This window comes from Streptomyces sp. NPDC059009, assembly GCF_042740175.1.
Classification (GTDB): Bacteria; Actinomycetota; Actinomycetes; order Streptomycetales; family Streptomycetaceae; genus Streptomyces.
The window spans coordinates 1-12,605 of sequence record NZ_JBHYJB010000063.1 but is presented as its reverse complement, the minus strand read 5'-3'; the positions used below and the strand labels follow the sequence as shown (position 1 = coordinate 12,605).

The window sequence follows — 12,605 nt, the reverse complement described above, 5'->3', positions numbered from 1 at the left end:
GGACCCTGGGCTGGCCAGCTCCTCAGCGATCTCCTGCCACGCGCCCCGGGTTACCTCCAGGCGCCACAGACGCGGGCCTGCGAGGTCTCCAGGCAGGCACGCAACTTCACGCCCTTCATCCACACGCCGTTGTGGAGGCCGGAGGTGTAGTTCCGAGCTTTGAACTGGGTGGAGGAACCGTAGCCACCTGATGCCTTTGCGGCGGTACGCGTCGTCCAGGTCCACCCGTTGGAGCCTTGGTAGTAGTAACCGACCTCGGCTACTGCTCCCTTGCCGTCGCGCGCGTTGTCCTGGACTACACCGGCGATGCTGATTTTGTAGATGTCGCTCCAGTAGATCCTGCCGTGGACCTCCACTCCGTTCATACCGGTGTCCACATCTCGGGAGTGGTCGTGACTCTGGTGGAGTCCGGGTACCCAGTGGCCTGCCGCGGCAGCCGTTCCGCTCTGGGTGAGAGCCAGTCCGGCTCCCGCCGCGAGAGCAAGCGCTGCGGCCTTCACACGTATTGCCATAGTGCTCCCCCGTCTGTCTTCTTGGCCCCGGCCCAGCAGAGCCGGTGATCAGGTTGTGTCCTGCGCACACTCGCAGCGGGTGCTGCGTCTTGATCACCGTAGAGGGATGCATGGCATGCGTCGTCAGCGCAGGGTTGACTGAAACTGAAACCTTCGTGGTATGGCCAAGGTTCCGTACAACTTTCGCGGTACCCGGCGGGGCACAGAGCAGAGTTCTTCCATGCTGCGAGGGGACGGACAGCTGTGGCTGGTCGAGGCCCGCCCCAAGGACCCCGCACACCGGGCTCGGCGTAACGCCGAGCCGTCGCCCTGGACATTGCCCGCGCACGGCTCGGCGATCGCATCCGGCCCCGCTTCACCGCCGCCGTCGACGCTGGCTCCGCTACCTCCACAACGGATGGCGGCCCGCGCGCGAGATTGCATACCGGCATGGCCTGCGGCGAGGAGTACGCGCCGCGTGGCTGGAACCCGATGATCAATGGCCGACATACTGGTCTAGACCATACCGTCGAGTAGTGGCTAACGTCGCTCCACGGAGCGCACCGGTCCGCGCAGATCCGCACAGGTCTGCTCGGTCGGCTGCAAGGCCGACCTCCGGATCTTCCTCCCCGTCACCCACCCCTGCCCGCCTTCGATCCGCCCTGCCTGCTCGCCCCCTGGAAGGACCCGCTCGTGAACAACATCCTCGTGGTGCTCAGGGCCGAGGACGCCGTCGTCGACTTCCTCTCCGTACTCGCCCCGACGGGCACCGCCACCACCCACGTCCTGCTCTGCGACACCGGTGAGGCACTGGAGTTCGCGCCCGGGACCGGTACCGCCGAACGCCTCGCGGCGCTCGCCGCCCGCGTCCGCCTGGCGGACGAGTCCGTCGCCTCGCCCGGTCCCGACGCCCTCGCGGCGCACCTGCGCCAACTGGGCGGCGGAAACGGGACGATGGTGTGGACCCACTCCGCCGCCGACACCCGGCGCAGCCGCGGCCGGGTCGGGCGCGACGTCGGGCTCGCCGCCGAGGAGCTCGGGCTGTCCGTGCGGCACGCCGTCGGCTACTCGCCCTTCCTTCAGTTCGTCAGCGACCTGGACCGGCCCCTTGACCGCCAGGGCTGCGCCGACAAGCTCCGCTTCGTCAACGACCACTGCGCGCACCTCCTCGACACCGAGTCACCGCAGCACATGCTCCACACCGGCCGAGTGCCGTCCACCGAGCGGTTCTTCGCCTCGGGCGGCGCCGAGGAGCGCGAGCGGCTGTACGCGCTGATGGCGAGCCTCGACGACGAGGCGGCGGCCGTGTCCGACCCCTGGGAGTTCGCCACCTCGGCGTACGAACAGCGGCGCCTGGACGCCACAACCGCCTGGATCGCCCGCTCCGTCTCCCCGGACAACGGGACGCTCGTGGAAGTCGGCGCCTGTGAGGGTGCGTTGACCACACGCCTGGTCGACAAGGGCTTCCGAGTCGCCGCCACCGAACCCAACCCGGTCTTCCGCGAGCGCCTGCACCGGCATCTGGGCGCGGGTTCGCCCCAACTCGACCTCTACGACCACTCCTTGGAGCAACTGGCCGGAGCTGAAGCCGGAGCTGGGGTGGGGGCCGAGCAGCGGGGGGTGCCTGGATCCGCGTACCTCCTGATCGAGATGCTCTACTACGGCCAGGACCTGGACCTGCTCGACGCCCTTCCCGGCGACCTCGTCCTGGTCGCCCTCGAACCCGAGGCCCTGGACACCCGGCTGCGTCCCTGGCTCGACAAGAGCGCCCAGTGGTCGGCCGTCGACGAGACGGTCCTGGTACGGCCTGCGCTGGAGGGCGTCTGCGGAGGCCGCGCCTATCTGCGCAAGCGCGGCAGCACCGGCGTGGTCCTGCGCCGCGCGACCCGCTGAACCACCGCCCGTACAGCAGTACCTGACGCTGAGGACCAAAAGGATCACGCACATGAGCCGTTCCGCCCTGCCCTCACCCGCCCAGCTCACCGCCCTGGTCAACGCCTGCCTACCCCGGTCGCGTACCGCCCGCCTGGCTTCTGCGCGCCCTCGACGAGGGCATGGCCGGCGTGGGGCTCTTCGGCACCAACCTCACGCCCGCCGACGGCGTCGCCCACGGCTCGCTGCGCGAGGACGTAGCCGAGCCACTGCGGGCCGTACGCCCCGATGTCCTGATCGCCCTCGACGAGGAGGGCGGCGACGTCACCCGCCTCGACTACCAGCGCGGCAGCGCCTACCCGGGCAACCATGCCCTCGGTGCCGTCGACGACACCGCGCTCACTCGCGAGGTGGCCGGGGCGATCGGCTCCGACCTGGTCGCCGAGGGGATCAACCTGTGCCTCGGGCCCTGCGCCGACGTCAACTCCCAACCGGACAACCCCATCATCGGCGTACGCTCCTTCGGCGCCGATCCCGCGCTCGTCGCGCGGCACACGGCCGCCTTCGTCGAGGGACTGCAGGAACACCGCGTCGCCGCCACGCTCAAGCATTTCCCCGGGCACGGCGACACCGGCGTGGACTCCCACGACGCGCTGCCCGACATCGGCCGGCCCCTCGACGCCCTGAACGCCGTGGAGCTGCCGCCGTTCGCGGCCGGTGCGGCGGCCGGCGCCAAGGCAGTGATGACCGGCCACATCCGGCTGCCCCACCTCGCGGAACTCCCCGCGACCCTCAGCCGCCGCGTGGTCACCGGGCTGCTGCGCGAGCAGCTCGGCTACGACGGCGTTGTGATCACCGACGCCCTGGAGATGGCTCCCGTACGGGACCGCTGGGGCTTCGGCGGCGCGGCCGTCCTCGCCTGGGCGGCCGGTACGGACCTGGTCCTGCTCGGCCCGAGCGGTGACGACCGGGCGCTGCCCGAGGTGTACGCGGCCGTGGAATCCGCCCTGTGCAAGGGCGAGTTGACGGTCGAGCGGCTCCAGGAGGCCGCCGCCCGGGTCACCGCGCTGCGTGCCTGGGCCACGGCCGTCCCCACGTCGGGGGCGTCGGCGGACATCGGCCTGCACGCCGCCCGCCGAGCCCTCGCCGCGACGGGCGACGTGGCCCCCGCACCGGGCACGGCCTGGCACACCGTACGACTGCTGAGCGAGGCCAACATGGCGGTGGGAACGGCCCCTTGGGGCCTGGAGCAGCCCCTCGCCCGCCTCGGCCTGCTGGCCTCGGCCACCGATGTCGAACCGGGCGCCGACCCCACCACCGTCTCCCTGCCCGCCGACGGCCCGGTCGCTGTCGTCGTCCGGGACGCGGCGCGCGACCCCTGGCAGCGCACGGCGCTCCATGCGCTGCGGGCGCGCAGGCCGGACCTGGTGGCCGTCGAGATGGGCCTGCATGCGGCCCGCGACGAAGATGCTCCGAACGCGACGCTCCGCGATGACGCCGCCCTGTACACGCGCGGCGCGGGCCTGGCCAACGCCGTGGCCGCCGCCGAACTCCTCACCGGACACAGCTGGTTGGGCCCACTGCGCCCATGACGGCAAGTCATCCGGATCCGCTCCCGTCACACAACGTCAGGAACTTCAACCGCCTGAACGGCCTCAACAGCCTCAAGGAAATCCCGTGTACGACCTCTGCGTCGGGCTCGGCTACCACTGCGAGTCCACCTATCAGCTGCGCCGCCACACAGGCGACGAGCGCGCGCGCTTCTTCGACTGGCTCGACCTGGACTTCGGCTCGGTCGTCGACACGATCCGCGGCGACTTCCGGGACGTGCTGCGCACCGGCCCGGTCGTGCCCTTCAGCGACGGCCGCTGCGCCCTGGACCGACCCTCCAACATCCGCTTCTTCCACGACTTCCACGCCGAGCCGGGACGGCCCCTCGCGCCGCCCGACATCCACCGCCAGCTTCCGCGCGTACGCGAGAAGTTCACCTACCTCGCCGAGCGTTGGCGCGCGATGACCGCGTCGTCCGCGCACGTCCTCTACGTTCACCACGACGCCTTCGACGAGATCGGCGCGTCCGACGTACTGCGGCTGCGTGAGGTGCTCGCCGCGCAGCACCCCGACCACCGCTTCGGACTGCTCTGGCTACGGCGCACCCCGCCGCCGGACGTCGACGGACTGCCGCCCGGCGTCCACTGGGACACCGTGCCCCTCGTCGAGGGCCGCTGGGAGGGCGATGACCTCGCCTGGGACCGCGTCCTGTCAGCCCTGCCGCTGCGCCACCGCGCCACGCCCGCGACCAAGTCCCGCGCCTGAACTCGTACCTGACCCTGCATCAGATCTGAGGAACCACGCATCATGCCCCAGAATCCTTCCGAGACCGCCGCCCCGCGCACGGTCGTCCTGTCCCCGCACTTCGACGACGCCGCCCTCTCGCTCGGCGGGCTCATCGCGCGCCTGCCCGGGCCCGTCGACATCGTCACGGTGTACGGCGGCGCGCCCGCGCCCGGCACCCTCGTCTCCTGGTGGGACAGCACCTCCGGGTTCTCCTCCGCGCACGAGGCGCACCGCGTCCGGCTCGCCGAGGACGCCGCCGCATGCGCGCTGCTCGGCGCCCGTCAGGTGGCGCTCGACCACCCCGACGGGCCGTACGCCGCGCCCGGCTCCGAACTCGCCGAGTTGGACGCCTACTTGGCGAAGCTGGAGCTCGGCACCGACGTCTATGTCCCGCTCGGCACCAATCAGCGCGACCACGAGGCTGTACGTCGCCGCGCGCTGAGCGTCCTCGCGGACCTGGGCGCCCCGCTGCCGATCGTGTACGCCGATCTGCCCTACACCGGCCATCTGCCCGAGTGGGGCCGGCCGGAGGCGAGCGAGGCGCTGGCCACCAGCGAGCCGTACGGACCGGCCTACCAGGGGATGCTGCACGAATACCGCACCGCCGTCCGCGACGCGGTGACCCTCGACGACGAGCAGTGGGCCGCCAAGCGCGCGGCCGTGCTCTGCTACGGCTCGCAGCTCGCGCCGGTCTCCATCGACCACGGCGCGTTCCTGGCCCGCACCGGCCCAGTCAGCTCCGAACTCACCTGGTCGATCAGCCCTGTTGGCGCCCTTCGTGATGCCTCCTCGGGCGCCTCGTGCTGAGCCCCGCCCACCCTGGTGCCGTTTCCCCGCCTGCGGCCCTCGCGGCCAGAGGGCTCGTCAAGGAGTACCGCAGGGGCCGGGCCGTGGACGGCGTGGACCTGATCTTGGGGGAGGGCGAGCGGCTTGGGCTGCTCGGCCCGAACGGCGCGGGCAAGACCACCACTCTGCTGATGTGCCTCGGCGTGGTCGAGCCGGACGAGGGCTCGGTCGAGATCCTCGGACACCCGCTGCCCGCCCGCCGCGCGCGAGCCCTTGAGGGCGTCGGGTTCGTCGCCGGGTATCTGCCCCTGCCGGACCGGGTGCGGGTGCGCGAGTACCTGCGCCTGTACGCCGACCTGTACGGGCTCGCCGCGCCCGCCGCCGCCGTCGAGGCGGCCCTGGAGCGCTTCGGCATCGACCATCTGGCGCACGCCATCGGCACCGAACTCTCCAGCGGACAGCGCACGTTGGTGGGCATCGCCAAAGCTGCCCTGCACCGACCGCGGCTGATGGTCCTGGACGAGCCGACCGCCTCGCTCGACCCGGACGTGGCGCTGCGCGTACGTACCGCGCTGCTCGCCCTGTCGCGGGAGCAGGGCACGGCCCTCCTGGTCACCAGCCACGACATGGTGGAGGTGGAGCGGCTGTGCGAGCGGGTCGTCTTCCTGCACGCCGGGCGCGTGGCCGCCGACGGCACCCCGCAGGAGGTGGCGCGCGGCTTCGGGCGGCAGGACCTGGAGGGCGTGTTCCTGCACCTGGCAGAGGAGCGCGACCGTGCGGGCCGGGCGGTCGGTAAGGACAGCAAGGACGGTACGGACCGCGCGGACCTCGCGGACCGTACGGCGGAGGGGACAGCGGCCCGATGACAACACCTCCGAACGCCGTGGAGGCGCCCCCGGCCCTGCGTACCCCGGCCTCCGCCTCCCTGCACCGGGTCCTGGCGGTCGCGCGCCGCCACTGGCTGGTCCTCAAACGCAGCCCGCACAGGTTCTTCGACGTGCTGGTGTGGCCGCTGGTCGACACCCTCTTGTACGGCTCGATCGGGCTGTTCGCCGCGCAGGCGGCGCAGTCCGCCAAAGGCAGCCCGGGCACCGGCACGACCGTCGCCGTCTATCTGCTCAGCGGGACCGTGCTGTGGCACCTGGTGCACCAGACGCAGATCTCACTGGCCACGGGGTTCCTGGAGGAGACCTGGTCGCGCAATGTGCTCGGCCTGATGGCCACGCCCATGCGGGACTGGGAGTACCTGGCCGGAGTCGGCCTGTTCGCCCTGGTCCGCATGGCGGCCAGCACGAGCGCCGTCGCGGTGCTCGCCTTCACCGCGTACGCCTTCGACGTCACCACGCTCGGCCTCGGCCTGATCCCGGTGGCCGCGCTGCTGCTCGCCTGCGGCTGGTCGGTGGCGCTGCTCGTGGTGGGCCTGGTGCTGCGGTACGGCAGCGGGGCCGAGGCGCTGGTCTGGGGCGCGCTGTCCGTGGTGATGCCACTGTCCGGCGTGTTCTACCCGGTCTCCACGCTCCCCGCCGCGCTGCGCCCGATCGCCGAAGTCCTGCCCACGACCCATGTCTTCGCGGCCGGGCGGGCTCTGGCCGGGGGAGGGGGCATGCCCTGGCGCGAGCTGTCCCTGGCGGCGGCGGGCACCCTGCTGCTCCTGGTGCTCAGCGTGTACGCGCTGCGCCGGCTGCTGCGGACGTTCCGCAGGCGGGGGTTGGTGACGCGCTACTCCTAAAGCGTGTTGCACAACTGCGATCATGCTCAGATCCGGCTGCCTGCGGCGAAGTCAACTGCCCGTAAGTGCACCCGTTTTTACCAGTCTGGAAGGCGCTGCGAGGCAGTACTCGAAGACCGTTCGGTTGTTGTGCAACACGCTTTAGGCGATACCGCGAGGGTTTACCTCGTATCAACCACCGGGTGGACGCTCTCGCGCCTGAGGGCATGTGAGCGTGGGCATTGCCTTGAACGTCCGCCATCAAACGGAGGGTTAGGTATGCGCCTCAAGCTCTTCAGCGCGGCCACGGGACTGGCCGCGCTTCTAGTAGCAGGTCTTGCAGCACCGGCCAGCTCCGCCGACGTTGCGGCGGGGCGGAACGTCACGCAGAAGACCTCGGACGCCTCACCCGGTGGCTATATGTCCGTGAGGGTCACCTACTCCCCTGACAGCCATGGTGGCTACAAGGGGACGGTCAAGGGCCACATCGAGGACTTGGAGGGCGATGGCTACTGCGTCGTCGCCCAGGTGTGGAACGACGGAGAGGTTTGGGACATCTCCGATTCTCCAGCATGCCCGAAGGGGACCGCCAAGACGGTAACCACTGCGTTCACCAAGACCAATACCGTCTTGGTCCGCGTCTGCCTTTTGAAAAGGGGATACCTGTACTACTGCCACCAGTGGGGCTAGGTGCTACCTCCAGAACCACACGCATGTGACTGTGAGCGATAGATGGCACTGCGGTGACGCCCTGGCCTGCGATGGCGCACTGTGCTGAGCGCGATAGTTGGCACCAGATTGGTTTCGCACTTGGCACTGCCGTCGAGTTTGTGGGCTTTTTGACCCTGCTGGTCGCCGACCGTGCCGTCCGCGCTGCCCAGGATGCCGACGACCCGGTGCGGATCGCGGCCGCCCGCTGGAACCTCGGACACGTCCTGCTCTCCCACCCGGACCTGGACGCCGCCGACGAGGCCAAGGACGTCGCGCTGGCGGCAGTCGACGAACTGCGGCGCCAGCCCGCCCCCACGAAGGACGCCCGAGCCGTACAAGGAGCCCTGGAACTGGTGGCCGTGGTCGCCGACGCCCGGCGCCGGCGTCCCGAGCAGGCCCGCGACCGCCTGCACACCAAGGCCGAACCCCTCGCCCGCGCCGTAGGAGAAGGCAATGCTCACTGGACCGTGTTCGGCCCGACCAACGTCGGCCTGCACGCCATGAGCATCGAGATGATGGCAGGTCAAGCCGCGACGGGCCTCAAGGTCGCCGACCACATCGACACCACCCACCTGCCCAGCCGCGAACGCCAGTTCACCTGCCTGGAAGTCGCGCGCTGCCACGACCTGCGCCGTGAGGACGCCGCGGTACTCGTCCACCTCCTCCAGCTGGAGGAGCTCGCCCCGGAGGACCTCGCGCGCAGCCCACTTGCCCAAGACATGATCAGAAGCCTGCGCAAGCGGGTCCGCCCCACCTTCCGAGGCCAGGTCACCGACCTGGCTGACCGGCTGTACATCGCCTGAAGCCGAGCCTGTTGTTCACCCGAACTGGCAGTTCGGGTCGCGGAGTTCACCCGGCGCTACCTTCACCGCACACCAGGCAGTGAAGGACGCAGACATGAGCACCACCGAAAGCGGAACCCCGAGCGCGGCAGGCATGCGGATCATGCCCGCCGGAATCGCCTGGGACCTCATCAAAGCCCCCCCAGTACCTCGGCCTTCAGGTGCTTGAGCGGATCGCCGAACCGGGCGCCGTTGCCGTCGACCCCGGCGGCGCGCCCACCTTCTACTTCTTCGTGGCGGCGGGCACCGCTTCGGCATGGGAAGTTCCGCAGACCACGGCCCTCGGCACAGCAGCCCACGTCGTACTGCCACCCCACGGCCGTGCGACCCCTCCCGGACCGTACTGGCTCATCCCCTTCGACCAAGGCTTCACCACGACGATGACACTCCGCGCGGCCTTCGAAGCGGTACAAGGTCCACGACAGACAGAAGAGGAAAGGGCAGACGGAGTCGAGGGACGGCAGGCGAGTCCGCCAGGGGCGCGGGGCGAGAACACCGATGCTTCAGAGCCGGAGCGGGCCACGGGCATCGGAGAGTCACGATGACCGTGCGGGCGCGCTACCAGATGGCGATGTGGCGGCTGATAGGCCACCGCGATGTGCTCACCTTCACCGGCGCGTGCCGGACCCCCGAATGCGGGCAGGACTCCACGCCACGGACATCTCCGCAAGAAGCCCAGGAATGGTGCCTCGGACATGCGGGCCTCACCGGTCACCGTCATTACGACCTCACCACCACGCAGATGTTCACCGCTACCCCCGACGGCTGAGTACCTGCTTGTGATGCCGACATGGCACGTTGGGATCATGTGACAGAGTGCCGCCGCGGGCGGCTACCCTCCGGTCGGGCAGAGCTCCAGACTTCTATGCTGAGGTGTTTCCCATGGGGGTGTCCATGAACGAGGGGCCAGGTTGGCCGGATGGCTTGGCGGTAGGGGCTACGAGGATCGGCCGCCGCTGTAACCGGTACGAAGAATCCGTAGCCTTCTATCACGACGTGGTAGGGCTGCCTCTCGTCTATCTCGCCGAGACCGGTCCGGACGACTTCGGCTGTGCCATCTTCGGCCTGCCCGGCACAAGGGCGACCTTCGAACTGGTCGAGGCCCTCGAACCGGTGGCAATCGACCGGCATGAGGAGCTGGTGCTCTACTTCTCGGGTGAGCCCGCCCGTGATGTCGTGGCACACCGCATCACCGAGGCCGGCTACAAGCCGACGGCGCAGTACCAGTACTGGGACCTCAACAACGCGATCACCTTCCTCGACCCTGACGGCCGCGAACTCGTCCTGGCTCCCTGGGTGTTCGGGGAGGAACCGCCACCCATGAGGGGAAAGTAGCTGGGCGCACCTCCAGCGAACCCGCTCCTGCGGTGACACAGTCCGCGAGCCGCTGTCGCCAAGGGTGCGTTACGGCCGGGCTCAACCAGGGAGTTGGGGTGAGGGTGGAGAGAACTGGTGCAGGATGTACGAGCGCTCGCCGCGGAAGTGGCGTGGCTGATGCTGGTCGGGATGGTGATGGTCGCGGCCATGGTGCGCCTCGCGGACGGCTGCCTGCGCTGGTCCCGGCTCGAGCCCCTGACCTGGATCATGGTTGTTGCGGGCCCGCTCATTCCCTACGGCGTCCTGGTGCTCACTGGTCTGATTCCGCAGGCCGGGACGTCGGTGATCCGCGCGGTGATGGTCCCTGCATGGATGACGGGCGGCCTGTTCGCCTTCCACCTCGGCCGCCGCGCCGTCGTGCGGGCCTGTGCCGACCGGCAGTTGACGCGCATCCTGGCCGAGCGCATGTCCCGGATCACGGCCCTGCACCGCAAGGCCGCGGCGGCCGACGAGCGAGAGCGCCTCCTGACCCAGGCGCGCACCGCTGTCCAGCGCCGTCGCGGCCGCGCCGCGCTCGCCGCGGTCGACCAGGTCCTGCAACACCTCGAGCCCGGAGCTGCGAGCACCGCGGAATGGACCGAGCTGCGCGACAAGTCGTCCCACTGGCGGCAGAGTTTCGGCGTGTGAGGGTGATGGAAGAGGCCAGGCGCGCTGACCGCACGGATCAAGCACACGAAGGCGGCCGGGTCGTCTGGGTCGGTGACCGGCCGGGTGTGGCCGGTGACGGCCGCGCTCCGCTCTCATGCTGGGGCCATCGAGTCGACGGGGATGACGAACTGGTGGGTGGACGGTGGCGACTGAGACTGTCGCTCAGCAGCCCGCACCGGTGTTGACGGTGCGGGCTGGCTGGCGCGGAACGGTGAGAGCCGCCTCTACTTCCTGTCGGCGCTTTCCAACTGGGGGGTGGGTGGGTGCAGGTGGAACAGTTCGTTGCGCTCACCCGTGTCGTCCCACAGGCCGAGCCACCGGTCGTCGCCCGGGAGGTCTCGCAGAACGTTGACGGCCAGCCCGGTCCGGTAGTTGATCAGCTCGATCTGGTCCGGAAAGCGCGGGTCGGGCACCTTGATGGTGAAGTTCTGGGAGCTGCCCGGCCAGGTCTCGGGATGGCACTCCCACAGGTTGAGGTAGTCACCGCGGCCCCCGCGCAGCCCGTTGTCCACGTCCACGCACTTGTCGGTGCCGGGCAGGCTGATGTGGTAGATCCCTCCGAGTTGGGGATCCGCGAACCCGAGCGGCTTCAGTTGCGAAGAGCGACGTCTGCAAGTCCGTGACGTCGGGCGGCTGGATTCTGGGCGACGTGTTCGCAGTGGTGCTGCTTGCGCATGGCGATGTCGTGCGGGAGAGGAAGATCGCAGCGCACGTGATGAAGGGCAGCGTCGAGATCAGGAGCAATCACCGGGAGCTTCGTGCGCGGCTGCGGGAAGCGGGCAGTGTGCGTGACACGGCCGTGGAGGGAATCGTTGAGCGGCTGGATCCGCTTGGGCCGGTGTGTACCGGGGTGATCGATGGCGGGGTGGCGTTCGGGGTCCGCGTCACCGTGCCGTACGTGATCCTCGGGCCTATCCCTCGAGAGACATTCGAGACCCTCGACTGGCCTCGCTAGGGCGGCGCAACACCCTGGCGTGCGTGGTCCTCGGGCCAGTTTCGGGTTCCCTTGATGTGGTCAGCCATCAGGCTGCGGAGATGGAAAGCGATGATGCGGGCGGTCCATCCGCTCACGGATCTTGGCTGTTTCAGTCTCTGGCAGCGGTTGGCTCAGAGGTCGAGGACGGCACGGAGGGCCTGGTCGACGCGGGACATCAGGGTGGGGTCGACGTCGCCGCGGCGGGTGGCGTCGGTGAAGCGCGTGGTGCGGAGCTGCTGGAGGTTCACGGCGACGGCGGTGGCCTCGATCGGGGTGTCGATGACGACGGACATCGCGGTGTCGGGGTAGCGGCCGGGCGGGTGCAGCACGATCGCGAGGACGGCGCCGTATGCCTCGTCCAGGCCGGTGAGGGAGACGACCAGGACGTCGCGTCCATCGGGCAGGGCCCAGATCTCCCCCCGCTTGATCTCTGAGGTCACAGGGTGTCGCCCTCGCCCGCGAGGTCCTGTCCGAGGCCGAGTGCGGCGAGCTGTTGTGCGGCGTCCAGGGTCGCGGCGCGGCGGGCGGCGCGGACGACGTATGCGTTCACGCTCAGCCCGGCTGCCTTCGCCGCCTGCTTGATCGAAGGGGCGAGGTCGTCGGGGACGCGGAGCGTCATCGTGGTCATCGACATGACACCAGAATAGACACCAGAATGCGGTGGCGTCAGATGGTGGCAGGTTTCCTGCCAGATGCCCGTCCCCGCGGAGACGGGGAGGGCTGGCACGCCCCGTCTCCGGCGCCGCAGCCGGTGGTCTCGTACCCGGTCCGGTTCGACCGGTGATGAGTACGACGGTGGCCGGTGCGGGGCAGACCCTCTTGCCCAGGCCGGGCAGCCCTTTCACACTGCGGTTCAC

At 69.9% G+C, this 12,605-nt stretch carries 16 protein-coding genes; 12 read left to right on the top strand and 4 right to left on the bottom strand.

What is annotated here, in order from left to right; all coding sequences use genetic code 11:
* Positions 1–50: 50 nt before the first annotated feature.
* Complete coding sequence (locus ACFWYM_RS41345; RefSeq protein WP_384849712.1) at positions 51–512, bottom strand: hypothetical protein; 462 nt, start codon at positions 510–512, stop codon at positions 51–53.
* A gap of 672 nt (positions 513–1,184) precedes the next feature.
* Here ACFWYM_RS41345 and ACFWYM_RS41340 point away from each other — a divergent pair.
* The 11 genes from ACFWYM_RS41340 (at position 1,185) to ACFWYM_RS41290 (ending at position 10,751) form a co-directional block, all read left to right on the top strand.
* A complete protein-coding gene (locus ACFWYM_RS41340; protein ID WP_384849709.1) occupies positions 1,185–2,384 on the top strand; it encodes an SAM-dependent methyltransferase in 1,200 nt (399 codons plus the stop codon).
* A 161-nt stretch (positions 2,385–2,545) separates the two neighbouring features.
* Positions 2,546–3,955 (top strand): glycoside hydrolase family 3 protein, encoded by a 1,410-nt coding sequence (locus ACFWYM_RS41335; protein ID WP_384849705.1) that lies wholly within the window; start codon positions 2,546–2,548, stop codon positions 3,953–3,955.
* Between the two features lie 85 nt (positions 3,956–4,040).
* Positions 4,041–4,679, top strand: a complete 639-nt coding sequence (locus ACFWYM_RS41330) for a papain-like cysteine peptidase (RefSeq protein ID WP_384849702.1) — start codon at positions 4,041–4,043, stop codon at positions 4,677–4,679.
* Positions 4,680–4,721: 42 nt separating this feature from the next.
* Positions 4,722–5,507 carry a PIG-L deacetylase family protein gene (locus tag ACFWYM_RS41325; protein WP_384849700.1) on the top strand — a complete coding sequence of 262 codons (786 nt, stop codon included), beginning with the start codon at positions 4,722–4,724 and terminating at the stop codon, positions 5,505–5,507.
* Positions 5,508–5,590: 83 nt separating this feature from the next.
* Positions 5,591–6,352 (top strand): ABC transporter ATP-binding protein, encoded by a 762-nt coding sequence (locus tag ACFWYM_RS41320; protein WP_384849697.1) that lies wholly within the window; start codon positions 5,591–5,593, stop codon positions 6,350–6,352.
* Positions 6,349–7,215 carry an ABC transporter permease gene (locus ACFWYM_RS41315; RefSeq protein ID WP_384849694.1) on the top strand — a complete coding sequence of 289 codons (867 nt, stop codon included), beginning with the start codon at positions 6,349–6,351 and terminating at the stop codon, positions 7,213–7,215. Before ACFWYM_RS41320 ends, ACFWYM_RS41315 begins: the two co-directional genes overlap by 4 nt.
* Before the next feature lie 258 nt (positions 7,216–7,473).
* Complete coding sequence (locus tag ACFWYM_RS41310; protein ID WP_384849691.1) at positions 7,474–7,884, top strand: hypothetical protein; 411 nt, start codon at positions 7,474–7,476, stop codon at positions 7,882–7,884.
* A gap of 140 nt (positions 7,885–8,024) precedes the next feature.
* A complete protein-coding gene (locus ACFWYM_RS41305) occupies positions 8,025–8,708 on the top strand; it encodes a transcriptional regulator (RefSeq protein ID WP_384849689.1) in 684 nt (227 codons plus the stop codon).
* A 580-nt stretch (positions 8,709–9,288) separates the two neighbouring features.
* Positions 9,289–9,516 carry a hypothetical protein gene (locus tag ACFWYM_RS41300; protein ID WP_384849686.1) on the top strand — a complete coding sequence of 76 codons (228 nt, stop codon included), beginning with the start codon at positions 9,289–9,291 and terminating at the stop codon, positions 9,514–9,516.
* Between the two features lie 113 nt (positions 9,517–9,629).
* Positions 9,630–10,082 (top strand): VOC family protein, encoded by a 453-nt coding sequence (locus tag ACFWYM_RS41295; RefSeq protein WP_384849683.1) that lies wholly within the window; start codon positions 9,630–9,632, stop codon positions 10,080–10,082.
* 117 nt (positions 10,083–10,199) lie between these two features.
* A complete protein-coding gene (locus ACFWYM_RS41290; protein WP_384849680.1) occupies positions 10,200–10,751 on the top strand; it encodes a hypothetical protein in 552 nt (183 codons plus the stop codon).
* A 245-nt stretch (positions 10,752–10,996) separates the two neighbouring features.
* Here the strand turns inward: ACFWYM_RS41290 and ACFWYM_RS41285 are convergent, their stop codons facing one another.
* Positions 10,997–11,290, bottom strand: a complete 294-nt coding sequence (locus ACFWYM_RS41285) for an RICIN domain-containing protein (RefSeq protein WP_384849677.1) — start codon at positions 11,288–11,290, stop codon at positions 10,997–10,999.
* Positions 11,291–11,421: 131 nt separating this feature from the next.
* On the opposite strand from ACFWYM_RS41285, the gene ACFWYM_RS41280 reads away from it, so the two are divergent.
* Entirely contained in the window at positions 11,422–11,727 is a 306-nt protein-coding gene (locus ACFWYM_RS41280) for a hypothetical protein (RefSeq protein ID WP_384849674.1), read from the top strand.
* A 152-nt stretch (positions 11,728–11,879) separates the two neighbouring features.
* Here ACFWYM_RS41280 and ACFWYM_RS41275 read toward each other — a convergent pair whose 3' ends face one another.
* Both ACFWYM_RS41275 and ACFWYM_RS41270 read right to left on the bottom strand, forming a co-directional pair.
* Positions 11,880–12,188 (bottom strand): hypothetical protein, encoded by a 309-nt coding sequence (locus tag ACFWYM_RS41275; RefSeq protein WP_384849672.1) that lies wholly within the window; start codon positions 12,186–12,188, stop codon positions 11,880–11,882.
* Positions 12,185–12,475, bottom strand: coding sequence for a toxin-antitoxin system HicB family antitoxin (locus ACFWYM_RS41270; protein ID WP_384849669.1), 291 nt, complete (start codon positions 12,473–12,475; stop codon positions 12,185–12,187). The genes ACFWYM_RS41275 and ACFWYM_RS41270 overlap by 4 nt, the downstream gene beginning before the upstream one ends.
* Positions 12,476–12,605 lie beyond the last annotated feature (130 nt).